General features: G+C 31.7%; 24 protein-coding genes and 1 pseudogene. 9 read left to right on the top strand and 16 right to left on the bottom strand.

Annotated elements, in window-relative coordinates:
- Window positions 1–11: 11 nt before the first annotated feature.
- The 10 genes from IPK06_01565 to IPK06_01520 all read right to left on the bottom strand — a co-directional run bounded on the left by IPK06_01565 (window position 12) and on the right by IPK06_01520 (window position 12,773).
- Window positions 12–1,268: a hypothetical protein gene (locus IPK06_01565; GenBank protein MBK7978704.1), complete on the bottom strand. Its 1,257-nt coding sequence runs from the start codon at window positions 1,266–1,268 to the stop codon at window positions 12–14.
- Window position 1,269: 1 nt separating this feature from the next.
- The gene (locus IPK06_01560) at window positions 1,270–2,175 is read right to left on the bottom strand and encodes a hypothetical protein (GenBank protein MBK7978703.1); all 906 of its coding nucleotides are present in this window, start codon (window positions 2,173–2,175) and stop codon (window positions 1,270–1,272) included.
- Window positions 2,165–3,727 (bottom strand): hypothetical protein, encoded by a 1,563-nt coding sequence (locus tag IPK06_01555; protein ID MBK7978702.1) that lies wholly within the window; start codon window positions 3,725–3,727, stop codon window positions 2,165–2,167. The genes IPK06_01560 and IPK06_01555 overlap by 11 nt, the downstream gene beginning before the upstream one ends.
- Window positions 3,728–3,730: 3 nt before the next feature.
- Complete coding sequence (locus IPK06_01550) at window positions 3,731–4,957, bottom strand: PilT/PilU family type 4a pilus ATPase (GenBank protein ID MBK7978701.1); 1,227 nt, start codon at window positions 4,955–4,957, stop codon at window positions 3,731–3,733.
- Between the two features lie 6 nt (window positions 4,958–4,963).
- On the bottom strand, window positions 4,964–6,754 hold the full coding sequence (locus IPK06_01545) for a type II/IV secretion system protein (protein ID MBK7978700.1): 1,791 nt from the start codon (window positions 6,752–6,754) through the stop codon (window positions 4,964–4,966).
- Between the two features lie 19 nt (window positions 6,755–6,773).
- Window positions 6,774–8,114, bottom strand: coding sequence for a type II secretion system F family protein (locus tag IPK06_01540; GenBank protein MBK7978699.1), 1,341 nt, complete (start codon window positions 8,112–8,114; stop codon window positions 6,774–6,776).
- A gap of 117 nt (window positions 8,115–8,231) precedes the next feature.
- Window positions 8,232–8,630: a hypothetical protein gene (locus IPK06_01535; GenBank protein MBK7978698.1), complete on the bottom strand. Its 399-nt coding sequence runs from the start codon at window positions 8,628–8,630 to the stop codon at window positions 8,232–8,234.
- A 233-nt stretch (window positions 8,631–8,863) separates the two neighbouring features.
- The gene (locus IPK06_01530) at window positions 8,864–9,247 is read right to left on the bottom strand and encodes a hypothetical protein (protein MBK7978697.1); all 384 of its coding nucleotides are present in this window, start codon (window positions 9,245–9,247) and stop codon (window positions 8,864–8,866) included.
- A gap of 182 nt (window positions 9,248–9,429) precedes the next feature.
- A complete protein-coding gene (gene aspS / locus IPK06_01525; protein ID MBK7978696.1) occupies window positions 9,430–11,199 on the bottom strand; it encodes an aspartate--tRNA ligase in 1,770 nt (589 codons plus the stop codon).
- Window positions 11,200–11,336: 137 nt separating this feature from the next.
- A complete protein-coding gene (locus tag IPK06_01520) occupies window positions 11,337–12,773 on the bottom strand; it encodes an Ig-like domain-containing protein (protein ID MBK7978695.1) in 1,437 nt (478 codons plus the stop codon).
- Between the two features lie 311 nt (window positions 12,774–13,084).
- Between IPK06_01520 and IPK06_01515 the strand changes: the two genes are divergently transcribed.
- The 4 genes from IPK06_01515 to IPK06_01500 are packed head-to-tail and all read left to right on the top strand — an operon-like array spanning window position 13,085 to window position 17,118.
- Complete coding sequence (locus IPK06_01515) at window positions 13,085–13,741, top strand: DUF4159 domain-containing protein (protein ID MBK7978694.1); 657 nt, start codon at window positions 13,085–13,087, stop codon at window positions 13,739–13,741.
- Window positions 13,742–13,743: 2 nt separating this feature from the next.
- Window positions 13,744–14,832, top strand: a complete 1,089-nt coding sequence (locus IPK06_01510) for a hypothetical protein (GenBank protein MBK7978693.1) — start codon at window positions 13,744–13,746, stop codon at window positions 14,830–14,832.
- A gap of 5 nt (window positions 14,833–14,837) precedes the next feature.
- Window positions 14,838–15,077 carry a hypothetical protein gene (locus tag IPK06_01505; GenBank protein MBK7978692.1) on the top strand — a complete coding sequence of 80 codons (240 nt, stop codon included), beginning with the start codon at window positions 14,838–14,840 and terminating at the stop codon, window positions 15,075–15,077.
- Window positions 15,037–17,118 (top strand): hypothetical protein, encoded by a 2,082-nt coding sequence (locus IPK06_01500; protein ID MBK7978691.1) that lies wholly within the window; start codon window positions 15,037–15,039, stop codon window positions 17,116–17,118. The genes IPK06_01505 and IPK06_01500 overlap by 41 nt, the downstream gene beginning before the upstream one ends.
- Here the strand turns inward: IPK06_01500 and IPK06_01495 are convergent.
- Window positions 17,115–18,806, bottom strand: coding sequence for an AMP-binding protein (locus IPK06_01495; GenBank protein ID MBK7978690.1), 1,692 nt, complete (start codon window positions 18,804–18,806; stop codon window positions 17,115–17,117). The two genes, IPK06_01500 and IPK06_01495, sit on opposite strands and share 4 nt — an antisense overlap.
- A gap of 119 nt (window positions 18,807–18,925) precedes the next feature.
- Window positions 18,926–20,170, bottom strand: a complete 1,245-nt coding sequence (gene pepT / locus IPK06_01490; GenBank protein ID MBK7978689.1) for a peptidase T — start codon at window positions 20,168–20,170, stop codon at window positions 18,926–18,928.
- 128 nt (window positions 20,171–20,298) lie between these two features.
- On the opposite strand from pepT, the gene IPK06_01485 reads away from it, so the two are divergent.
- The 5 genes from IPK06_01485 (at window position 20,299) to IPK06_01465 (ending at window position 24,100) form a co-directional block, all read left to right on the top strand.
- Window positions 20,299–21,603 (top strand): thymidine phosphorylase, encoded by a 1,305-nt coding sequence (locus tag IPK06_01485; protein MBK7978688.1) that lies wholly within the window; start codon window positions 20,299–20,301, stop codon window positions 21,601–21,603.
- A 12-nt stretch (window positions 21,604–21,615) separates the two neighbouring features.
- The gene (locus tag IPK06_01480; protein ID MBK7978687.1) at window positions 21,616–22,488 is read left to right on the top strand and encodes a prohibitin family protein; all 873 of its coding nucleotides are present in this window, start codon (window positions 21,616–21,618) and stop codon (window positions 22,486–22,488) included.
- A gap of 73 nt (window positions 22,489–22,561) precedes the next feature.
- Window positions 22,562–22,891, top strand: a complete 330-nt coding sequence (locus IPK06_01475; protein ID MBK7978686.1) for a DUF971 domain-containing protein — start codon at window positions 22,562–22,564, stop codon at window positions 22,889–22,891.
- A 52-nt stretch (window positions 22,892–22,943) separates the two neighbouring features.
- Window positions 22,944–23,570 carry a response regulator transcription factor gene (locus IPK06_01470; protein MBK7978685.1) on the top strand — a complete coding sequence of 209 codons (627 nt, stop codon included), beginning with the start codon at window positions 22,944–22,946 and terminating at the stop codon, window positions 23,568–23,570.
- Window positions 23,571–23,707: 137 nt separating this feature from the next.
- Window positions 23,708–24,100 carry a response regulator transcription factor gene (locus IPK06_01465; protein ID MBK7978684.1) on the top strand — a complete coding sequence of 131 codons (393 nt, stop codon included), beginning with the start codon at window positions 23,708–23,710 and terminating at the stop codon, window positions 24,098–24,100.
- Window positions 24,101–24,103: 3 nt separating this feature from the next.
- Here IPK06_01465 and IPK06_01460 read toward each other — a convergent pair whose 3' ends face one another.
- From IPK06_01460 to IPK06_01445, 4 genes and pseudogenes are all read right to left on the bottom strand, one after another.
- Entirely contained in the window at window positions 24,104–24,691 is a 588-nt protein-coding gene (locus IPK06_01460; GenBank protein MBK7978683.1) for a DUF3365 domain-containing protein, read from the bottom strand.
- A 2-nt stretch (window positions 24,692–24,693) separates the two neighbouring features.
- Window positions 24,694–25,326 (bottom strand): TlpA family protein disulfide reductase, encoded by a 633-nt coding sequence (locus IPK06_01455; protein ID MBK7978682.1) that lies wholly within the window; start codon window positions 25,324–25,326, stop codon window positions 24,694–24,696.
- Between the two features lie 34 nt (window positions 25,327–25,360).
- Window positions 25,361–25,552, bottom strand: a pseudogene (locus IPK06_01450) (DUF1858 domain-containing protein).
- The gene (locus tag IPK06_01445; GenBank protein MBK7978681.1) at window positions 25,542–25,733 is read right to left on the bottom strand and encodes a hypothetical protein; all 192 of its coding nucleotides are present in this window, start codon (window positions 25,731–25,733) and stop codon (window positions 25,542–25,544) included. The pseudogene IPK06_01450 and the gene IPK06_01445 overlap by 11 nt, the downstream one beginning before the upstream one ends.
- Between the last annotated feature and the right edge of the window lie 55 nt (window positions 25,734–25,788).

Here is a 25,788-nt window from a genome sequence, read left to right as displayed (position 1 = left end):
AATTTTATTTATTAGTCATTAAGTTTTGCTTTATCATCAACGTCTCTAAATGGCTTAACCTTAAATTTTTTCAAATTTTCGTGATCTTCCAATATTTCCCTTTCCATTATGTTCATCTTTTTCTGTGCTACTCTTTCTTTAAGTGTTGGAACCAGTTCAACCTGAAGTACAATAATTACTTCTTTTTTATTGACAGTAATCTTATCATATCCTGCCAAATATCTTATTCCAAAAACCCACCAAGGCAAATCTTTTAGAAATGGAATTCCTTGTCTTACATTAACTTCTTCATTTACAAAAAGACCGCCAATTGCTTTTTCTTCACCACTTAGCATAAGTAAATCTGTAGTAACTACTGTCTTCTTTATTTCGGTTGTAATTTCACCTGGAATAGCAGAACTTCTCTCTGCATTAACTTTAAGCAGTATATAATCTTGCTGATCTTCACTGTAAATATAAGGTGTAACTTCAATTATCGTTCCGGTAGAGAAAAAAGCGTCGATAACATTTCCGGCAAAATCTCTTTGTTTAATCGAAATATCGGAACCTATTTGAATTCTGCCTTTCATTTTATCACGAACAGTAACTTTTGGTCTTGCAATTACTTCGCCTAAATTTTCCGATTCAAAAAACTGTAGTACACCTTCTACAGAACCAGTCCAATCGCCGGAAGTAAATTCATGAGCTGTATTCAACAGATATTCTGGTGGAGTTTCAGTAGAACTAGATCCAGAGCTGTTTGTTTGTTCTTTAGTCTCAGAAAATGTTCTTAGTTTGGTTCCAATGCTAATTCCATTGCTTGAAAACAGCCATTCCCAATTTATTCCTCTTTCCTGAATTTCGTTAACGTCAGCTTCAAAAAATATTGCTGAAATTTTAACTTCTCTAGAATCTACCGATGCAAATGTTTCATCGGTTAAATTTTTTGCGTCAACGGTTTTTTTATGTACTATAATTACATTTTCCTTTTCTTCAAAAACAAGATTGTTGTATTGAATAATAATTACCAAAGCTTTCATATAAGGAAGTTTATTTATTTCAACTCCAATAGGCGTTACAACTTCGGCAGTACTTATTATTCTTTTTCCTGTTTTCTTTTCGCTTATTTGACTTAATATTTCCAAAGCTTTATCAAAAGGAGTATATTCAGAAATAGAAACAAGTTCATCCGGATTAACAAATTCATTTAATGATTTTTCTAATTCTCTTTGACCAAGAATTGGAATGGAAATTAAAAATGTAATAACAAATAATATTATCTTTTTCATTTTATTTTCTCTTATTTTTTTTATCTTTTTCAGGTTCTGCTTGCTGTAGAGTTAATGTTATATTTTCAATAACTCCGCCTTTGTTAAGAATAAATTTAACTTCATTGGTTTTATAATCTATCTTTGTTAAGTATCCCAAATACACTTTATCTCCTTCCCAAAGTAAATGGGATGTACCTGAAGCATCTGCTAAATATGCGCCATCCGGAATTAAAGCTAATAGTTGTGCAGTTTGAACATCAAGCAAACCTTCTGAGTTAGGTGGAATTTCTTCTCTTATTAAAGGATAAAATATGTTGTAAAGCGGATTAGGTTCCAATTTATTTTCGGCATAATTAGCAGAAGCAAACATATCATTATCAGAATAGTAAACTAATATGTCCAAAGAATAAGTAACCAAATAATGTGGAATTCCTTCTTCATCAACTTCAACAAAATTTGTTAAATTTCCTTTTGTAATTTTTTTAAGCTCTTTACTCTGTTCAATAGAATAGATCAATTTGAATAAATCATTAAACTCGGCTGTTCCTTTTATGGAATAATTATGAGTCGAGAAACTACCTTGAGGGCCCGAAGTAACATACTCAACATTAACATGAGAATTTTCAGAAAAATTAGCGCTTACATCATTAACAAATTGAAAAAAACTGGATTGCGTTATCTTTGTCGGTATAACATATTTACGCAAAGATAAAATTGAATCCATTTCCTGAATTTTTAATTTCAAGTCTGCAAGCTGTATTTCCAATTCTTCGGTATTCTGTGCGTTAACTTTCAAATCTTTCAACTGCTTTTCATTATCCTCAATATCATTAGCCTGAAAGTAATATGTATAAGCACTTCCTGTAATTGCTATAATTGCAAAAATAGCAACAAGTAAAAGTGTACTAAATGTTTTACGGTTCATTTTTTTCTGCTCCGTTTTCTTTTACATGAAATTTTAAGTTATACGAATATGATTTGGCTTCTCTCAACGGCTCAAAAGTTACTGTATTTAATAATGACGAATTATTCTGATCTGCAAATTCAGTTAGAACACTTCTGTTAAGTGTAAAACCTTTTAAGCTGACATTTTTATCAACACCTGTTTCTAAATTTGAAATCCAGAAGTTCCTTCTTCTTTCCATAAAGTCAGAAATATTTGTGAGCATATTTCCCCAAATTTCCGTACCAGCTGTGGCTGAATCAAGTATTGCTTGCGTTTCGTCAAACTTACTTATCTTTGAAGAATATCCATCCATTTCTTTAATAATTATTTCATTCTGAGATTTAAGAAGTTTCAATCTTTCTATTTCCATTTTTTGCTCTGCTAACTTCTTATTGTTTTCAAGAATTTGAAATGTGAAAAAGAAAGCCGCAGCAAACAATAATGGAAATACTAACAATGCATGCCAGCCGAATTGAATTGCTTTTTGATTTTCAATGATATATTTAGGAAGAAAGCTTATGCTTTCATGTTTACTTCCTTTAGATTCAAAAAATTCTATACCGGCGGCTAATGGAAATGCAAATGCCGCTATATTTTCCATCTGCTCTTCATTCAATGAAGTTGTATCGAGACTATCAAAATTAAGTTCAGTTACATTAGCTTCTGGAAATGTTCCGTAGAAAGAAAGTACTAAATTCTCTGATTTATCTTCACCGCATAGTATTACATTATCTAGTCTCGGTATTCCTCCATTTTCCATTTCTAGCAGAATTTTAGAGAAATAAACATCGTAGGTATGTATGTTTTGTGTCCCAATATCTAATGAAGAACCAATGTGGTGCAGCTTAGAACCTTTTAAGAAAATTAACTTACTTGATTCATGTCCTGTATTTATAATTAATGTAAAATCTTCTTCAAAAAATTTATTTGTTTTAATTACATAATTTGCGAGCGCTGTTTCAGAGCTTTTAATTCCGATAATTTTATAAAATCTTTTACCATTATGCGCAGCCCAAGCATTTATAAAGTTAACGCTTGGATTATCTTCACGCAAAAATACGCTGTGCAGTGTTTTATCATCAATTTTAATATAATCTATTGAGTCGGCAGCAACATTAATATTCTTCTGCTTAGCTATATCACCAATAATCGCGCTAATTGTCTTTTGTTTGTTGTTAGAAATATGTCCAGTAAAAGTGTGATGATTTATAACCGGATCAGTAACAACAGAAATAAATTCTGAATTCTTTAGTTCATCCGAATTAAAATAGTTGGCAACATAGCTTACGTCATTTCTATCAACAGACGCAAGTTTGCTTCCGCTATCGCCAATATTATCAATAGATATATCTGAATCAATATTTTTAATTAATTGAATATCAGAATTCCCGCCCATCGGATCTTTAAAATCATGTCCGCCGGACATAATCATTGAAAAAGTTTTCTGAACTTTTATCTTTTCTTTCTCTTTTGAAAGAACAACGATTTTGGTATCATTGCCTTCCGATGAGACTAATACAATTGGTTTCATAATTTATACCGCTTTAAATAATTGTTGCATTCTTGTTTTGTTATTAGCAAATGCTATCATATTTTCTTTTGAAATTTTTCTTTGCTGATATAATCGCATTAAATCCTGTTCCATTGTAATCATTCCAAGGTTCCCGCCTTGATTCATCATCATATAAATTTCACTTGTATTATTATTTTTGATAGCCGCTTTTACACTTGGAGTAACTACCAATATTTCTTTTGCCAATACTAATTTTCCATCCAAACCTGGAATTAATTTTTGTGAAACTACCGAAACCAAAACATCGGCCAAACGCATTCTAACCCTTTCTTGTTCAACCGGATTAACTTCTGCAATAATTCTATCTATTGATTCAATTGCCGAAGAAGTGTGCAATGTAGAAAATACTTTATGACCTGTATCCGCAACTTCTAGCGCAGCTAAAATTGTATCGGGATCTCTCATTTCACCAATTATTATAATATCGGGATCTTGTCTTAATGCTTGAGAAACACCATCTTTAAATGATAGAACATCTCTCCCAATTTCCCTATGTTTTATTATGCATTGGTTTGATGCATGAACAAATTCGATTGGTGAAGCTATTGTTATTATTTGACAAGGAACCGTTTGATTGTGAAGATCAATTATTGCATCAAGAGTAGTTGATTTTCCCGAACCTGTTATACCGGTTATTAAAGAAAGTCCGAATTTAATGTAATTATGACTCATTGCCTGCAATGCATATGGATGAAAATCATAACTTTGAATTGTTCTTAATTTACTTGAAATGGCACGCATGTTCAAAGTCAAACAATCCAAATCATAATAAGCATCGGCTCTGAATCTAACATTTACATTTTCTTTTATGTATCTAAAGGAATAACTGAAATCCAAATTTCTGTTTACCATTAAATGACGGTGTTGATTTTTATTTAAAAAAGCTGCAATCAATAAAGTTGCTTCTTCAATTTTAAGATTTGGCAAATCTTTAATTCTCTGCTTAATCCCTTGAATTCTGAACCAGATATAATTTCCAGATCCGGGTCCGCCTATTTCAATATCCGAGGCTCCTCTATCAACCATTACTGTTAAAATGTGATTGATCAATTTTATAAGAAGATCTTTTTCTTTAATGCTTAATTCTTGAGATTTTTCTATTATATAATTTGTCCTATCCATACCGATATATGCTTCAGGAATAGACTTCGCAAATTTTGATAATATTTCAAGTGCATGATTTATCATTTTTTTTTATTCTTCCATTGTTGCGGCAATTACTTCAGGAATAGATGTTAATCCTATTTTGGCTTTTTCAAAACCGTTATCTCTTAAGTTTAATGTACCATCCTTTTTTGCTTGCACCCTTATAGCTTCTTCATCAACATCGTTTCCGGATCTAACAATTATCTCCCTAATTTCTTTAGAAAAATAAAGAGCTTCGTGTATTGCCAATCTCCCTTTATAACCTGTCTTATTGCATTTTTCACATCCAACAGCTTCATAAATTTCATAATTTTTCCATTCTTCAGCATTCAATCCATGTGCTTCCATTTCAGCGGCATCAAATTCTGTAACTTTTCGTTTACAATTTTCACACAATCTTCTAATCAATCTTTGAGCAACAATTATATTTATTGCATAAGCAATTAAAAATGGTTCAACTCCCATTTTAAATAATCTCGCAACCGCACTTGGCGCATCGTTGGTATGTAATGTTGAAAAAGTTAAGTGACCCGTATTTGCTAATTTAATAGCGGTTTCGGCCGTTTCCTTGTCTCTCATTTCACCAACAAGAACTATATCTGGGTCATGTCTTAAAATTGATCTTATAGCCTGTTCAAAATTCATTTTATGACCAATCTTCAATTGGCGTGCACCATCAATTACATATTCCACAGGATCTTCAACAGTAAGAACATTTACGGAGGGATCAATAACTTGGTATAATGCTGCAATTAGTGTTGTACTCTTACCGCTTCCCGTTGGTCCGGTCAAAATAACCATACCCTGCGGTTGATTAATTGCTTTTTCGAATGCTTTTTTGGCATAACCAACTAAGCCAAGTTTGCTTAAATCTTTTATAACATTTCTATCATCTAGTATTCTTATTACTATACTTTCAAATTTACTTTTAAGTTCTGTACCTACCATAGGTAAAACTGAAACTCTGTAACGAATAACAACATTATCAATTTGTCTTTGAATGAATCCGTCTTGTGCTTTTTCACGTTCAAATCTGTCAAGACCTTTTGATCTATCTTTTACAACCGCCATAACAGCTTCCGGCAATGTGTTATCTTGTGTATACCATAACTGCAGTTTTCCGTCTTGACGAAAATGGATCTCTGTTTTCCTTGCACTTTTAGGTACTATATGAATATCACTTACACCTCTTCTAACTCCTTCTACTAAAGCGGCTTCAACTAAATTTACTAACGCGCTTTTATTTATTTCTGAATCTAACTGTTCCTCAGATACGTTGTTTTCATCAATTTCAACCTGCATTATTTCATCAGAAGATTCAACCATCTGCATGAACTCATTTTCTTTCGGAACTAATAGATCGACCAATTTTTCGTAGTCTTTCTTTTTTATAAAATTAAGTTCATATTTTTTAGCTTTAAGGTTATACGCAATTTTAGTAAGTGACCTATCTGTAGGATCAATTGCCGCAAGAATAAGTTTATCTCTTATTCTATCGTCAAATTTAAAAGGAAGTACTTTATGCGATAAAAGCTGCTGTTTAACATCCTCGCCGGCTTCTTCCAAAATTTTCTGCATTTCGATAATTATTGCTTCAGTATATTCTAAAGGATTGAATATAATCTCTTTGAAAGCATAAAGAATTGCTATTTCTCTAAAGACAACGTCATGGTCGAAGCCAAATTCCTGAACTAATATTTGACCCAAGTTACGTTTGGCATTTCCAAATTCTTTATCTTTAATTTGAAGAGCTTTCTCGAGAATATCCAAATCGATTATCCCTTTTTTTAGTAGGAGGTAACCAATCTTATCTGTCATTTCTAATTTTTCTTCAACCATTTCAGCTCTTCAACTTTTTTTACATTGTTGGTGGTTTTGGACTTATTGTTGCTGTTTCAGCAGAAACTAAAGTTAATCCTATCATAACAACCATAATTATCATTGCAATAAAAACTTGAATCATTTCAATAACATTTTTAAGTCTAAATACAGTTTCACTCTCATAATAATTTGCCAATTGTTTTGCTGTATTTTTTATTGTTCCGGTTTCTTCTCCGGAATGAAATCTTGAAATTGCTGTAGGTGTAAAAATGCCGCTCGCTTCAAATGCGTCCGTAAGACCAATACCTTTGCTTACCATCAGTGGAATCGAGACATTTTTAATTTGACTTTCAAAGTATCTGTTGCCGGTTGCTTCTGCGGCAATCCTAATAGGTTCAATACTGTCTGCCGAACCGGTATAAAGAGTGTAAAATACTCGGCAAAAAACTTCTATATTTGTTTTGTGAATCAGGGATCCCATAATCGGAATCTTCAGCATATATCTATCGAGAAAAAATTTACCTTTCTCGGTTTTAGAAAATCGCCATAATATTATTGGCGGAGCAAATATTACCAATGTTAATAAAATAGGGTTTGAAAGTATAAAATCACTAAAATCTAATGTAGCAGCTGTCATTGGAGGAAGTGGGATATCAAACTTTAAAAATAGTTTTGCGGTTTCCGGGAAAATATATCCTACATAAAAAAGTACAGCTATAAAAAGAACAAATAATGTAATTACAGGAGTGATCAATGCGCTTCTTAAATTCTTTTTAAATTCCTGTTGTCTTTCCAAAAATTTCGCTGTTGCTCGGTAAATTTCCGTCATGTTACCGCTTTTTGATGCCAGTCCAAGCATGTAAGCAGTAAACTTTCCGAACACGCCTTCATATTTCAAATAGACTGCTTCACTATCTGCACCTTTTTTAAGTTCATTATTAATTTGCTTTAACGTTTCTCTTAAAGTTTTGTTTTCAAGATCGTTTTGAAGCAAAGTCATAATTTCACTATAAGGTAATTTTTGATCTAACAATTCTGCGCTTATTTTTACGAATGAAACAATTTCTTGTGCAGGCGGTTTTAAATTAAATTCCAATAATTTTTTATTTACTGAAATTACATTATAACCCAATTTTGATAAAGCCTGAACAACTTCCTGTTTATTGAATGCTTTTTGTTCGCCGGTAAAAGGTTTTTCACTTCCCTTTCTTACTTTAAATATAAATGTGGATTTTCTTTCAATTGATTTGGTTTTCAGACCGTGCTTTTCAACCAATTCTTGAATTTTCTTTTTACCTGCGGCAAAAGTAGGAGCACTAATTGTTCCGGAAATTGCTTGTCCATTTGCTTTAAGTGCGTTAAAACGTAATTCTATCATAATTTCTTCTTCTCTTTTTTTTAATAAAGAAGGCTAATAAAACTACCTTACTTCGCTCTATTAGCCTTTCAAAAATTAAGAACGTTTACTTGATAATCGGATTAAATCATTTTTTTTTTAGAAATTATCAAAATATGTTGTGTCAATTTCGTTCTTTAGTACTTCCATTGTTACTGTAAATGGAGCACTACCATCGGCGCCAGTTTCAGTTGAAGTTGCAGTAAGTGTTAAACCAGTTGCAGTTTGAGCATCGATTGTCACATCTGCAGACATGTTAGCTGTTCTTAATAAAGAACTAGGAACGTCCCATCCAATGAATGAGTTTCCGCCTCCGCCCATTGCTGTTGGTTTTCTATAATATTGTTGAGCCATAGCAGCTAAAGTTGTAAGATCTGCGATGACCGCATCTCTGTTAGCATTTTTACTGCTTGCTGTAAATACGTTGATACCAACTACTACTGCGATACCAACAATGATAACACCTAAAACGATTAATAATAACTGTTGTTGACCCATTATTTTAGCTCCTTTTGTTTGTTAATGGTATTTGTTAAAGATTTAATGTTGGATTAACAAAAGAAATAACTGTGCCAAGTTTAAAAACTTGTAAAATTGTTAGAAAAGGTGATTTATATCACATGGGTATGTATAAAAATGATCCACAATTGGCTAATATTCTCAAATATTTCAAAATGGTACAGTAAGAAGGTAATATGGGGGTAATTTTTACCTGTAGTTTTTACAGATAACTAATTAATAATTTCTGTCATTATCGAATCCGGAGTGACAGTCATTTCAACTTTTACAGAATCATTTTCAGTTACCAGTTCATTTCCCGTACCGGTAATTTTTACTTGATTTGCTTGTATGTCAGTGTTTACAAAAAATCCGGCTTCCGTTTCATTAAACTCTTTTGGTAATTTCCAGCCAAAAAAGGATTTGCCGCCGCCGCCATAAGCTTTAGGTTTTCTATAATATAATTGTGCTTCGCTTGCTAAAATTGTGCATTCATTGATAATTTCGTTTCTTTTTTGTTCAATGGAATTTGCCGAAAACATTCCAATGCCTACAAAAATTGCTACGCCTACTACAATAACACCCAACATGATTAAAAGTAATTGCTGCTGACCCACATTTCCCCCAAAAATTAAATAGAAATAACTTTCATATTATTCTCATCAATATTCTTGCCAAATATTATCGAAAAATTGACAGCTTAATTTCATTTGAAATTAACTTTATTACAAGCAATAATTATTTTTTGATTGAGATCAAAAAAATCAAAATTATCTGTTTAATTTTGAGTTTGGTTAAGTTATTTCCTTAACCTAATATGTAATTCTCTTAATTGTTCATCATTCACCATTGAAGGTGCTTCGTCCATTAAAGATAATCCGCTCGTTGTTTTAGGAAATGCAATTAAATCTCTAATAGAATTTTCATTGGTAAACAGCATAACCATTCTATCCAAGCCAAATGCTATTCCTCCGTGAGGCGGTGCTCCGTATTGAAAAGCGTTCATTAAAAATCCGAATTTTTCCTTTGCTTCTTCGTCCGAAATACCTAAAGCTTTGAACATTTTTGCCTGTAGTTCGGAATTAAATATTCTTATACTGCCGCCTGCAATTTCATTTCCGTTCATTACTAAATCATACGCTCTCGCGTGAACTTTAAGAGGTTCGCTTTCAATATATTCAATATCACTATTTTGAGGAGATGTAAATGGATGATGCATAGCATAAAGTCGCTGTGTTTCTTCATCCCACTCAAAAAGGGGAAATTTAGTAACCCAAATCAGTTCATCCCCTTTTAAATTTTGTGAAAGGTTCAATCTCTTTGCCATTTCCAATCTTAAATTTCCCATAATCGGAAGCGCTTTATGTTTAGTTCCGGAAAGAATAAGAACCAGGTCGCCTACTTTGGCGTTTAAACTACTAATAATATTATTTTTTTCCTCGTCGGTTAAAAATTTGGAAATGGGAGCTTCTAAACCGTCTTCTTTTACTCTCATCCAAATCAATCCGCCGGCGCCCAATTTTTTCACATATTCGGTTAAAACATCTAATTGATTTCGTGTATAATTTCCGCATTCCTTTGCTAATAAAGATGTAATGATTCCGCCATTATCAAGAGTGTCTTTAAATACTTTAAACTCTGTTTTTGAAAAAACATTATTTAAAGTCACCATTTCCATGCCGTATCTAGTATCAGGTTTATCGCTACCAAACTTTTCCATTGCTTCTTGATATGTTAATCTTTTTAATGGAAGAGTCAAATCTTCATCTTTAATTTCCTTGTATAATTTTTTCATCAAACCTTCAACCATTTGATAAATTATTTCTTCATTGATAAAGGACATTTCAACGTCTATTTGAGTAAATTCGGGCTGTCGATCCGCACGCAAATCTTCATCTCTGAAACACTTTACAATTTGAAAATATCTGTCATAACCCGAAACCATAAGCAATTGCTTATATGTTTGAGGTGATTGCGGCAATGCATAAAAGCTACCTTTATGAAGTCTGCTCGGCACCAAAAAATCTCTCGCGCCTTCCGGAGTACTTTTCATTAATACCGGAGTTTCGACTTCGATAAAATTATTCTCATCAAAATACTTTCTCGCTATTTGATAGAACTTGTGCCTAATCAACATATTATTCTGCATTCTAGATCTTCTAAGATCAAGGTATCTATATTTTAGTCTTATCTCTTCAGAAACATCAATATTGTCTTTAATTGGGAAAGGAGGAGTTTTTGCTTCATTAAGAATTATTAATTTGTTAATCATTACGTCAACATTTCCCGTTGCAAGATTTGAGTTTTCGGTTCCGTCAGGTCTTTTTCTAACAGTTCCTTCTACAGAAATTACATATTCGCTTCTCAGTACTTTGCCAAGTTCATGTGTATCTTTGTTGAATGAAGGTTCGAAGACTATTTGAGTTATTCCGTATCTATCTCTTAAATCTATAAATATAACACCGCCTAAATCGCGACGATTATCAACCCATCCATTTAAAACAACAGAATCTCCAATATTACTTTCTCTTAAATCATTGCAAGTGTGCGTTCGAATTTTAAAATCCATTTATATTCCCAGTTTTAATCAAAATTAAGATTGCTAAAATAAGTAAATGGAGATGCTTATTCAATGTTGATATGTTTTAAAAATACAAAAGTCCGGTCAAAGCCGGACTTTTTATACTCATTTATGAATAAAATTAGTTATCTGGTCATTCCATAAGCAGAAGTGCTTGCTCTGCCGTTTGGACCGCTTACACTTACCGTTACTGTAATCGAAGCTGGTTTAAGTTCATCGGGTTTAGTATCCTGAACAACGAAGTAAAATTCTGTTGCTCCTTCTTGAGTATCGGGCATAGTAATATTAATATCGCCTGCTGCACCAGCATCACCTTCGGTTGCCACACCTACAGCATAATTATTACCTGATGCCAAAGGATGACCCAAATCATCAGTAACTGTATATCTAAATGATTGAATTCCGCCGTTTTCAATATTAATTGTTTGAACTTCAGATACGTTTCCTAGTGTATCAATATCTATTGGGTAAAGATGAACAATCGGAATACCGCTAAATAATATTCTAGTTCTTGAAGTAATTTCCTCTTCATTTTCATTAACAGTCGATGCATATACAAAGAAGAATCCAGGTCCATAAGTCGGATCATTCGGCTTCGGATAACCGGAAAGTAATGATGCGGTTGCAACCCCCATATCGTTTGTTTGTGCTGATCCTTGAATTACTCCTGCATCTGAACTGAAATAAACTGAAGTTCCCGGTCTAACCGGATTAGAATATTTATCACCAATTAAAACTGTAACTTTTGCTTCATCGTTAATTCTATAATAATAAGGATAATTTAATTTCTCGGGACCGATGCTAAAATGATTCATATCCGGAAAACCCCCGTGAATTGTAACGCTGATAGGTTTGGATGCAATTGGTTTTCCATCAACAACTGCTTCCGCAATAATTTGAGCAACGCCAGCTTTTGTTCCGGTTTTCAATGATACGGCGGCTTTTCCCAATGCATTTGTTACAACTGAAGAAGGATATAAATATTCTCCTCCATTTGGAGCAGAGCCAAATCTAAAACTTACTTCAATTGAATTGGTTTCACCAATAATAATTCCACTTGAATCTGAAACTTCAAAAACAATATCAATGTTTTCCGGAGCACCGCTTGCGGTAACGCCAACAAATTCTGCAGATTGAGAATATAAATATATTGATGCGGCTTTGCCTGAATATCCGGCAACATTTGAGCTTTCATCCCGCTGAAGTTGAAAAATTGGAACTTCCATTTCAGTATTTACAATTCCCAAAATTGAGGTTGTATCTTGAAAATATCCGGCTTTGAATGCAATAACAGTTAATTCTGCATCCGATGCAAGTTCAAAACTTGCCGAAAATTTTCCGTCTGTTCCGGTTGTGGCCCCTTTAACCGTTGTTCCGTCGGTAATTTTTATTATTGCACCATTTAAAGGATTTCCTGTTTCTGCTGCAACAACCTGCCCATTTAATACAACAGCATCGGTTGTATCGTTATTATCGTTGTTTTCGGTTGTCTTAGTTTCACAACCAGAAACAAATGCAATGAGAATTAGGGTAAGTAAAAACAAAATATAGTTCTTTTTCATAATTCTATCTTTTATTTAATTGTTTTTAAATAGTATATTTTATAATCGATCTATGTGTTCAATAGTTAAGCTGATTTTTAATCAATCACCTAATTTGTACTTATGTTTTGCTGAAATTCGTCCAAAAAAAGATGATTTTGTTGACATTTTTTCTCAAAATATTCACAAAGTTGATTCAAATTATAACATTTAATATCGAAAAAATTCTAAATGTGATATAACTCACACAAATAAATAGGAAACAAATTATGTCCGCAAGTAGTATTATTGTTAATTTTGTTAAAAACCTTTTAAGAATTTAAACATAGAAAATGCCTAGAAAACTGCTTTTTTTATATATTATCTTTTTTTCAGAATTCATTGCTCAATCATCACCATATTTTGAAATTGCACGTGTAAAATATCCCGGCGGAGGCGATTGGTATAATGATCCTTCTGCCGAAGTTAATCTTTTAAAGTATGTTGAAGACAAAACAAATATTAAAACAAATCAAGTTTATAAATTTGTAGATATTGAAAGTTCGGATATATTTTCGTACCCGTTTTTATTTTTAACCGGTCACGGTAATATTATTTTTTCAGATAAAGCAGCAAAAAATTTGAATGATTATTTAACCGCGGGCGGATTTCTTTATGTAGATGATGATTATGGATTGGATAAAAGTTTCAGGAGGGAAATAAAAAAAGTTTTTCCGAATAATGAATTGATTGAGCTTCCCTTTGATCATGAAATATATAGTTCATTTTATAAATTTGAACATGGACCTCCCAAAACTCACGAACATGATAACAAAGCGCCAAAAGGTTTTGGTTTGTTTTTGGGAAAGAGAATAGTTATTTATTATACAGTAGAAAGTAATCCGAGTGATGGCTGGGCAAATCCGGATGTGCATAACGATCCTAATGAAAAAAGAGAAGAAGCTTTAAAATTTGGGACAAACATTATTATTTACGCATTAACACATTAAGAATGAATTTAAAAGAATCCAATATAAATTTGCTTACTTCGAAAATTTCTCATTATGTTAAATTAATTTTTATACGGGAAATTTCAATTGGCACTTTAAAATATTTTGGCATTTCACTTCTGCTTTTATTTGTATTTGCGCTTTTGGAATCACATTTTTATTTCAATCCAAGCATTAAAATAATTTTTATAATTATTTTAATGCTTTTCATGATAATAACTTTATTTCCTTTTCTGAAATTACTGATTCAATATTTCAAAAAGCCTAATCAAGAATTAATTGAATCCGCGTCAAAAGAGATAGGTCAGCATTTCCCGCAGGTAAAAGATAAGCTGCTTAACTCAATTCAACTTTTAAAATCTGATGATTCACATTCTTCAGATCAATTGAGAAATGCCGCATTTCTTGATGTATTTAATTCCGTAAAAAATCTGCCGTTTGCAAAAGTTGTAGATTATTCTAAATTAAAATTTTATTCAAAATTTTTTCTAATCTCAGTTTTTACAACATTAATTTTTTTAATTCTAAATAATGATTTCAGAGAAGCTACAGAAAGAATTTTTCACTTCAATAAATCTTATTTAAAACCAAATGAATTTTCCCTTAATATTTTTCCCGGGAATATCTCAGTTAATAAAAATGATAATGTATTAATAAAAATTACTGCAAATGGAAACGCGCCTAAAATAGTTGAGCTGTTTACTAAAAATCAACTTCAAAGTGAATTTGTATCTCAATCTCTTTATTTAGATTCAAACAAAAATTATTCTGTAAACATTAGAAACATAAAAAATTCATTTTCGTATTTTGCGGGTAATAAAAATTACAAGTCAGATATTTTTAATATTGATGTCACTTCAATTCCGCTGATAACAAATTTGGATTTGGAAATTTTTCCTCCATCATATTCCAAACTCCCAAAAACTGTTCAAATTGATAATGGAAATTTATCCGTTTTAAAAGGTTCAAAAATTAATTTTAACTTAAAAGTCTCAAAAGACATTTTAGATGCAAATCTAGTTATGAATGATAGTCTTAAAAAGAAATTAACAATTTCGAAAAAAATGTTGCCGGCTCCTTTACAATATTAAATGAAATGAATTACCACTTTGAAGTGGAAGATTCAAGCAATAATAAAAATGAAAATCCAATTCGATATTCTGTAAATATTATTCAAGATGAATTTCCGCAAATTGAAATTACCGATCCGGATCAAAGTTCAATACTTCCGCAAAGTAATTTGGTCAGCATAAATTATAACATCAAAGATGATTTCGGATTTTCCAAAATGCACATTGAATTACAATATTTCAGAATCGGAACAAGAATTAATTGATAAATCTTTTAATCAAATCAATTTGACATTCAGCAAATCGGAACTTGAACAGACACTTTTTTACAATTGGGACTTATCAAAAGTTCAGTTGCGTGAAAATAATATAATAACCTTTTATATTGATATTTTTGACAATGATAACATAAGCGGACCTAAACAATCCAGAAGTAATTTTTTTAAAATTAGAATCCCTTCTTTAAGCGAGCTTTTTGCCGAAGCAGAAAATACGCAGAATAACGCGATGGAAGATTTAACAAAAACATTAAAAGAAGCCGAGGAGCTAAAAAAAGAACTTAATGAAATAGGAAATGAATTAAAGCAAAATGAAACAAAAATAAATTGGAATGAAAAAGAAAGAATAGAACAAGCGGTAAAAAAGTTTGAAGAAGTTTCTAAAAAAATTGAAGATGTTCAAGAGAATTTGGCAGATATGCAGAATAAACTTTTACAGAATAATATGCTTTCAGATGAAACAATGAAAAAATATGAGGAACTGCAGAATTTATTTGATGAATTGAACAGTGATGAATTAAAAAAAGCATTCCAAAATTTGAATGAATCTTTAAAAGATTTAATGAGAGAAAAAGTTCAGAACGCAATGGAAAATCTTTCAGCCAATGAAAAGATGTTTCAGAAAAGCATTGAAAGAACAATGAACTTATTAAAGCAAATTCAAATTGAACAAAAAATTGATGAACTTATAAAAAGAACAGAAAACATTACTGAAAATTTGGAAGAACTTAAAAAAGAAACCGGAAATCAAAATTCTAAGAATGAAAATAATAAGTCTGAAACACTTGAGAAGGATCAGAAAAATATTGATAAAGATATTTCAGATTTAAAAGACGAAATGCAATCTCTTACTCAAAAAATGAATGAAGTTGAAGATACACCGCGTAAACAGATGGAAGAAACAAATAAAGAATTTAATGAACAGAAGAATGAAGAGTTATCTCAAAAATCATTAGATGAATTGCAAAAACAAAATTTTGAAAATGCTATGCAATTCCAGCAGCAGCTTTCGCAGAATATGTCTTCAATGAAAAATAATTTTCAGAATATGCAGCAGCAAATACAGCAAAAAAATCAATCGATGGTTTTGCAAAATATGTTAAAAGCAATTGATAATTTGATTGATTTATCAAAAGATCAAGAAGAATTAAAAAATAAAGTTGAAAATTCATATTCACAGCAGAATCAATATTCAGACTTTTTGCATAATCAAATGGAACTTCAGCAAAATCTTGATAATGTATTAAAGCAGATGGATGCGCTTTCACAAAAAACTTTTGCCGTTAGTCCGGAAATGGGAAAGGCTTTAGGAGACGCGAAAAAAAATATGATGGAATCTTTATCCGGTCTTCAAAATAAAAATGGAATGGGTTCAACGCAATATCAGAATGAAGCCATGAAAAGTTTAAATGAAGCCGCGTCAATAATGCAAAATTCTCTTCAAAGTATGATGCAGGGCCGCGGTCAAGGCGGCGGAATGATGTCTTTAATGCAGCAGCTTCAACAACTTGCTCAGCAGCAGCTTGGACTTAACGGACAAACCAAAATGATGCAGGGCGGTCAATTATCAATGCAGCAAAGAGCACAACTGCAAAGATTGGCACAGCAGCAAGGCGCAGTTCAAAAATCACTGCAAGATTTAAACAAAGAGGCAAAGGAATCAAGTGAATCAAAAAAACTTGCGTCAAATTTGGAATCAGTCTTAAATGATATGAAGGAAGTTATTTCCGGAATGAACACTCAAAAAATTGATGATGAACTTATAAAGAAACAAGATAAAATCCTTTCAAAACTTTTAGATGCTCAAAAATCAATTAATGAAAGAGATTACGAGGAGAAACGCGAATCGAAAGAAGGTAAAGTTTTTAATTTAACCTCGCCAGAAAAAATAATACTTTCGAATCAGCAGGCAAAAGACATTTTACGCGAAGAACTGTTGAAATCAGTTAAAGAAGGCTATTCAAAAGATTATCAAGATTTGATTCGCAGATATTTTGAATCGCTTAATAACAACTCTAAAAAAAATTAACTGTACAAATACCTTTTAATTTTTTTTGTCGGCGTTTTTTCAAACTGCTCGGGCTGCTCAATTATTTTATTTAATTTTGAAAATGTTGAAACTCTTTTATTAACCGTTATTAAAATTTCATTTAATAGATCATCAATTTTTTTCCTTGCTTCCAATTCCTTTACATTTTGAAGATTAAATTCTCTATCCAATTCTTCATAATTCAAATGTACTCTTGCAATCAATTTTTTTTCCGATTCAAAAACAAGCGATTCTAAAACATATGGATTTTCATTAATTACTGATTCAATTTCTTCAGGATATATATTTTTACCATTGCTCCCAATAATCACATTTTTTGATCTTCCTTTTAAAAATAAATAACCATCTTTATCAATTAAACCAAGGTCGCCGGATTTAAACCATCCATCTTTACTTAAAACATCAGCAGTTTTATCAGGATCTTTATAATATCCTTTCATAACATTTGGACCTTTAATATAAACTTCACCTTCATTTGTAATTGGATCGGGATCAACAATTTTCACTTCCATTCCATAAAGTACTGTACCAGAAGCGCCCATCCTTACATTAAAATTATCAGTACCGGTCACCAATGGAGAAGTTTCGGTTAAACCGTAACCAACCGCGTAAGGAAATTTTGCTTCAATTAAAAATTTTTCAACATCAGAAGCCAATGCCGCGCCACCGATGCAAAACATTCTTAATTCTCCCCCGAATGTATCGAGCAATTTTTTACCGGCAACTTTATTAATTTTTTTTCTAAGCATAGAAAACCGATACATATTTCTGGTAATAGATTTTTTATTTATTTCGGGTAAAATTTTCATTTTATAAATTTTTTCAATTATCAATGGAACAGAAACCATAATTGTGGGTTTTACTTTTTTTAACGCAGGCAAAAGGATTGCCGCTGTGGGCGGTTTTTCTAAATAATAAACTGAGGCACCGACCATTATAGGCGTAATTAAACCGAGAGTACATTCCATTGTGTGAGCAAGCGGAAGTTGCGAAAGCATTCTATCTTTTTCATTTATATCAACAAATTCTGTTGTAGCAACCGCATCAAAAACTATGTTTTTGTGCGTAAGCATTACGCCTTTTGAGTGACCTGTTGTACCTGAAGTATAAACAATTGCCGCCAAATCGTCTTCATTTATCTTTTCATCTTTTACACCAACAAACTTTAACGCCGCATCCAAAATTTTAGAGAATTCTCTTTTACCTTCTTTTAATTTTTCGCTGATTATATCGGTGGTTTTTTTATGAGGAATAATACTGAAATCATCAATCAAAATAAATATTGATAAATTTTCGAAATCTATTTCTTCTACTTTTTCATAAAGTTTGGCTGAAATAAATACCGCTTTACTGCCGGAATGTTTAAGAATATGATGAACATCCGCATATTGAAATTCTGTCATAATTGGAACCGCAACGGCTCCAATTGTTGTTATTGCCAAATACGCAATTGCCCAATTTGGTGTATTTTCACTTAAAATAGAAACTCTATCGCCGCTTACAATTCCTTGCTCTCTTAAAAAATCGGAAATTTTCTGAACTTTATTGCTTAATTCGTTGTAGGAAATAGCATTTCCGTCAATACTGGAAAGCGCAATATTGTTAGTAAATTTTTTCACTGATTCTTTTAAAACTTCGGCAATAGTATGCTTTTCAAGAATGACCATTTCACTCTCCCAAAGAAAATAATTACAGTAGAAAATATACTTTTAAATTATAATCAAACAAAAAAAAAGGATATTTCAGAAATAATTTGAAATACCCTTTTAACAAATTTTTATTTCAGTTATGCTTTTTCTTCCCAAATTTTACAAATCTCGATAATTGTTTTTGTGGACATTTCCATATCTTGAATTGCTACATACTCTGTTACAGCATGGAAATTATGTCCGCCGGCAAAAATATTAGGCGTAGGCAATCCCATAAAACTTAAGCGTGAACCATCCGTTCCGCCGCGAATAGGTGATTGAATCGGTTTAATTCCCAATCTTTCCAAGGCTATAATTGCGTTCTCTTCAATTTCAGGATGCTGGACTATAATATTTTTCATATTTCTGTATTGTTCAATAACTTCAAATTTGCAGTTTGATCCTGGAAAATTTTTGACTGTTTTATCAACTAACTCTTTTAAGAAATTTTCATATTCGGTTAATTTTAAATCAATAAAATCTCTTATAATAAATTTTAAAGTCGTTTTTTCTTCATTTCCATTTATTGAAGTACAGTGAACATACCCTTCTCTTTTTTCTGTGGTTTCAGGAGAAAGTCTGTCTTTGGGCAATAATTCCATAAAGTATGAAGCCATTCTAAGAGAATTGATCATTTTACCTTTTGCGTATCCGGGATGAACATTCTTTCCGATAAACTCAATTATGACAGCGTCTGCGCTGAATGTTTCGGTTTCAATCTCGCCTCTTGTTCCGCCGTCAATTGTATAAGCGTATTTTGCGCCGAATTTTTTCACGTCAAATTTTTCAGTCCCTCTACCGACTTCTTCATCGGGAGTAAAACAAATTTTAATAGTACCGTGTTTAACATCAGGATGTTGAATTAGATAATTCATCGCATCCATTATTTCTGAAATTCCGGCTTTATCATCAGCGCCTAATAATGTTGTACCGTCTGTAGTTATTATATCAAATCCAAACATATCTTTTAATTCGGGATTACTGTCAGCTTCAATTACCTTTCCGTTTAGTAAAGTTATGTCTCCGCCTTGATAGTTTTTTAAAATTTGTGGTTTAACGTCTTTTCCACTTACAGCCGGAGAAGTATCAACGTGCGAAATAAATCCAATAACTTGAACATTTTTTTCTGAGTTACTAGGTAAAGTTGCAATAACATATCCATATTCATCCATGTGCGCGTCTATTAAGCCTAACTCTTTTAGCTCACCAACTAGATATTTTGAAAGTTCAAGCTGTTTAGGGTCACTTGGGAATGTTGTGGAATCTTCATCGGATTTTGTATCGAATTTAACGTAATTTAAAAATCTATCGACACATGTAAACTTATAATTTGGATCAAACATAATTTCCTCAAAATTTTTATTAAATTAAATAGATTTATAATTTCATTATATCTAAAATGATTCTTAATTTCAATCTTAGTATGATAAATTTTATATTACAATTATAATTTTTTAAACAAATTGGTAAAATGAATACAGTAACTTTGATAAAGAAAAAACGCGACAAGGAAGAATTAAATTATTCGGAAATTAATTTTTTGATTTCTTCCTACAGCAAAAATTTAATTCCCGATTATCAATTTTCTGCGTTTTTAATGGCTGGATTTTTAAATGGATTTACGGAAAATGAAACGTCGAGTCTGACAAAGTCAATGCTATACAGCGGTAAAATAATTGACTTGTCCAACATTCACGGCAAAAAAGTTGATAAACATTCTACCGGCGGAGTTGGAGATAAAACCTCATTGATTATTGCGCCAATTGTCGCGGCAGCCGGTGTAAATGTTCCAATGATTTCCGGACGCGGTTTGGGGCATAGCGGAGGAACTTTAGATAAGTTGGAATCCATTCCTGGATTTAACACAAATTTGTCTTTGGCTCAGTATCAAAATGTACTTCAAAAATGCGGAGCAGTTTTAATTGGTCAAACTAAAGACGTTGCACCCGCAGATAAATTGATTTATTCGCTTAGAGACGTAACCGCAACAGTTGAATCAATTCCATTGATTACTGGAAGTATTATGAGTAAAAAATTAGCCGAGGGAATTGACGGTTTGGTTTTGGATGTAAAGACCGGAAGCGGCGCATTTATGAAAACTCAAAAAGATGCGGAAAAGCTTGCCAATTCACTAATTGATACTGCTAAATCTTTTAAGAAAGAAGTAATTTCATTTATTACCGATATGAATCAGCCGCTTGGGAATTATATTGGAAATTGGTTGGAAGTCTATGAATCAATAAAAATTCTTCATGGTGAAAAAATTGAAGACTTGTACGAACTTTCGCTTAATTTAGCGGGCGCAATGATTTTTCTCGGCGGTAAGGCAAAATCTATAAAAGAAGGATTTGATATTTCCGAATCTTTAATTAAAAATGGAAAAGCATTTGACAAATTTTTAGAAATCGTTAAGCTTCAAAAAGGTAATTGCAATGTTTTGAAAAAACCCGAATTATATCCGAAACCAAAATATTCAGAAATTTTATATGCTGATAAAAGCCAATATTTAAAGTCGATAGATAATTATCAAATTGGTATGGCTTCTTTAGAGTTGGGCGGAGGCAGATTGACTAAATCCGATATTATTGACCCTACCGCAGGAATAATCTTTTATCCTAAAATTGGCAGTAAAATTAACAAAGGAGATAAAATTGCGGAAATTTTCACCAATAAAAGGAATAAAATTGATGATGTTAAATCAATAATCCAAAACTCTTTGACGTTTTCAACGACAAAAGTAAAGAAAATGAAGTTAATAAAAAAAATTATTTGCTAATTCGGAGGTTAAATGTATTTCATTTTAGGACTTTTAACAGCAGTTATATTATTTGCAATTCATCTAAGTGTAAAAAGAAATAAAAGATTTCAAGAAGCGACAATTACACTTATTATAGCAATCGCAGCTGCGGTATTTGCCTTGGTGCAAATTTTTACGGTTATTCCTGCCGGAACAGTTGGAGTTATTGATTTTCTTGGAAATGTTAGTGATAATACTTTGAAACCCGGAGTGAATATCGTAAATCCAATTGCAAGAATAATTAAATACAGCTTTAAAACTCAAGAAATTAAGGAAACAATGACTGTGCCTTCAAAAGAAGGATTGAGTGTCAATTTGGAATTAAGTTTGCAATATCGTCTTGATCCCGGAAAGGCAAATGAAATTTACAAATCAATTGAAAGCGGAGATTATTTAAATGTTATTCTTGTCCCGCAATTCAGATCTGTGACACGCGGAGTAACTGCAAAATATGAAGCAAAGGCTTTGTATACGGCATCTCGAAAACAATTAGAGGACGAAATTGTAAGTGAGCTGCAGCATTTAGTCGGCGACAGAGGAATTATAATTGAAAAAGCGCCTCTACGGCAAGTTTCATTACCGCAAAGATTAACCCAATCAATTGAAGAAAAATTACAAGCTGAGCAAGAAAGTCAAAGAATGTCGTTCATACTTCAAAAAGAAGAACAGGAAGCAGAGAGAAAAAGAATTGAAGCAAAAGGTATTGCTGATTTTCAAACGATTGTTTCAAATGGAATTAATGCGAATTTATTGAAATGGAAAGGCATAGAAGCTACTGAAAAATTAGCAAATTCTCCTAATACTAAAGTTGTTGTAATAGGATCAGGAACAGATGGATTGCCTTTGATACTGGGAAATAATTAAAAAATTATTACATTGTTTTTAAAACAGCATATGTAAAAATTACATTTTATATTACTTTTTATTTAGTCATTTGATGAAACCAAAAAAAATAAAATTATCTGAACAAAAATATTTGATTATAGAATGGGAAGATAGTTCCATAATTGAATATCCTCTGAAATTTTTAAGAGATGAAACTCCCGATGCCGGCAACAAAGGTGAAACTATTTTGTGGAAGCACTATCCGCCACCTCCTGCAGGACCGGATAAACCGGGTAAATATGAAATAGCTGATATTAAAAAAGTTGGGAATTACGCAATTAGTATTGTATGGAAAGACGGTTATGATTCTGGAATTTATTCTTGGGATTTATTATTAAGATTTGGCGAATTTCTTAAAATTAAAAGTACACTTACAAATTAACGAATATAAATTTTTGAAGAATTATTTTTTTTAAAACAAAAATTCATGAAAAATGAAAATTTTAATTGCTGATGATCATGCAGTTGTAAGGGAAGGATTAAAACAAATTTTATCTCAGATTGATGAAATTGCCTCCATTACTGAAGCGGAAAACGGAATTAATGTAATTGATTTAGCGTTGAATCAGAAATTCGATTTGATTCTTCTTGATATTTCAATGCCCGGAAAAAGTGGATTCGAAATTTTAAATTATTTAAAACAAATTAAACCGGAACTGCCAATTTTAATAATTAGTGTTCATCCTGAAAATCAGTATGCAAAAAGAGTTTTAAAAGCCGGAGCTGCAGGTTCCATTTCCAAATTTGCGAGTCCGGAAGAGTTAAAACAAGCTATAATTACAAGTATTAAAGGTGAAAAATATATTTCCCGCGAGCTTGCGCAAGAACTTGCAATGGGATTGATGAAAAACAAAAGTAAAAATCCTACTGAAAGTTTGTCAAATCGTGAATTTGAAGTAATGAGATTAATTGCTTCAGGGAAAACGGTATCTGAAATTGCCGATGAAATTTGCCTTAGCATAAAAACGATCAGCACATATCGTTCAAGAATACTATCAAAAATGAATTTTAAGAACAATGCCGAAATAACGAAATATTGTATAATGAATGAGTTAATATAATTTTTTTGTAAGTGTTTATCCTACATAAATTATTAGGTTTTGCTTTATCATAATAAGAATATTCCTAATTCCTTTTAATTAAACTTGTTGTTACTTTACCCCTAGAATTACTTTCCGAATTTATTAGAGGTTAGTGAATGCAAAAACTTATAATAGTTGATGATTCGGAACTTCTAAGATCACGAATTAAAACTTTAATAGCCTCTGTAAATAATGTGAAGTTAGTTGCAGAGGCTTCAAATTCTGTAGAAGGATTGCAATTAATTAAAATACATAAACCGGATATTTTAGTTTTGGATATAAGAATGCCGGGAGAAAATGGTTTGGATATTTTAGAAAATATAAAAAAATCTAATAAACATATAAAAGTTTTAATCGTAACAAATTATCCAAATGATCAGTATAAAAACATTGCGTTAAAATATGGTGCGGATTATTTTTTGAATAAATCAACCGAATTTGAAAAAATACCTTTAATTCTAACTAAATTATCAAATGAAAAGATTAACAATGTAATAATCTACAATTAGAAATTATAGTGTCTTTGTAATTGAAATAACGCCTCTAAGATCACCAATTTTATAATCAACAGCTTTATCGTTCGGGTAATTCTTTTTAATTATTGATTTAACTTCCGGTGTAATTTCGGAATCACTGCCATGGCAATTTAAACATGGCGCTTCAATAATAATTGGTTTAACATATCTAATAAACTCTTGTTCATTTTCACTTACTATTTTAATTATTTCAGATTTATCGTTCAACTTATTTTCCGATAGTAATTTTTCAAATTCGGAAATACTTTCCTTTTCAAATGAATCGGGAAAATTATCGGCATTTCTGTTCTTCAAACTAACTCTTTTCACTTCCATCTTCATAACTTCTGAATACATTTTGGTTAAATCTGAAGCAGTATCAGAACAAACAGTTATTGCTTTCACCGGTCCGCCTTCGTGCATATTTTTCATAAGGACAGATTTCAATCCCATTAAATACTCTTTTGCATATCCTCTAAATTCTTCGGAATATTTCTTTTCGTCAAGCTTTTTTTCATTTGTGCAAGCGACAAAAAGAAAAATCGTTAAAATCAAAAATGCCGCAAAAAAGTTTATTTTATTCATAATTATTTTGCTTTTGGCAGAGAAAATTCAGGCGCTATATATTTTTTATCAGAAACATAATTTTTTGCCAGTGCTTTATTTAAATCATCTACATATTGCTGTTTAGGCATTAAACCTTGATAATATGTCAAAATATATCCTTCTTTGTCAATTACAAATGAAGTTGGTATTGAATTTACGCCGCCGTATTGTTGAGCGACATTTATATCACCAATTAAAATAGGATAATTGATTCCATATTCATTTATAAATGGAACAACATCATTTTTAGTCGCGCCGCCTCGAGTAAAACTATCAAGTGAAATTCCAATAATTTCAACATTTTTATCTTTAAATTCTTTTTTAATTTCAATTAAATCTGGAATTCCCTTTCTGCAAGGCGGACACCAGGTTGCCCAAAAATCCACAATAACAACCTTACCTTTGAAATCCGAAAGATTAACTAAATTTGAATTATCAACATTATAATTAGGCGGATAAGGTCCCTCGACAGAATCTCCGTTTGTATTATTTACAATAAAGAAAAATATTACTGCGGCAAAGAACAATCCGGTATAAAGGTAACTTCTGTGTTTAGGATTTTTAAAATCAAATTTTTTATTTGGTGTATTTTGCAATTTTTCTTTTGTGCTCATTAATAACTCCTAAATCATTTTTTTCTTTAATAGAAAGATTATTTAAATCAGAAACAAATTTACTAATTTCTTGGTCGGAAAACCCTTTTTCTTTTGCGGCATTTTCTAAAGTACCCCAAATCGGCTCACCGCATCTTAAACACCTTATTCCCTTTTCCATGAGATAAACAACGGCTTCCGGAATAAGTTTCACTAAATCTTCGATTTCAATTTCTTTATTTATCATTTGCTTTCTTTTTTGAGGGTATAGAAATTAAAAACCCGACTGCCGCCCCGTAAGCTGTTGAAATATAAGGACTGCTGGTTATTGGACAACTTCCTGAACTGCAGCCGATAAAATAATAATATGCATATCCAAGTAAAGCTCCGGCAATAACCGGTAATATTCTCTTTAAAACTATATTCATTTATTTTCTTTTCAATTTATTGTAATTTGATGCCGAAATTAATTATTGGATTCAG

It is taken from the genome of Ignavibacteriota bacterium (genome assembly GCA_016713565.1).
GTDB lineage: Bacteria > Bacteroidota > Ignavibacteria > Ignavibacteriales > Melioribacteraceae.
The sequence above is the reverse complement of the archived record's forward strand: the minus strand, read 5'-3'. Positions and strand labels throughout refer to the sequence as shown.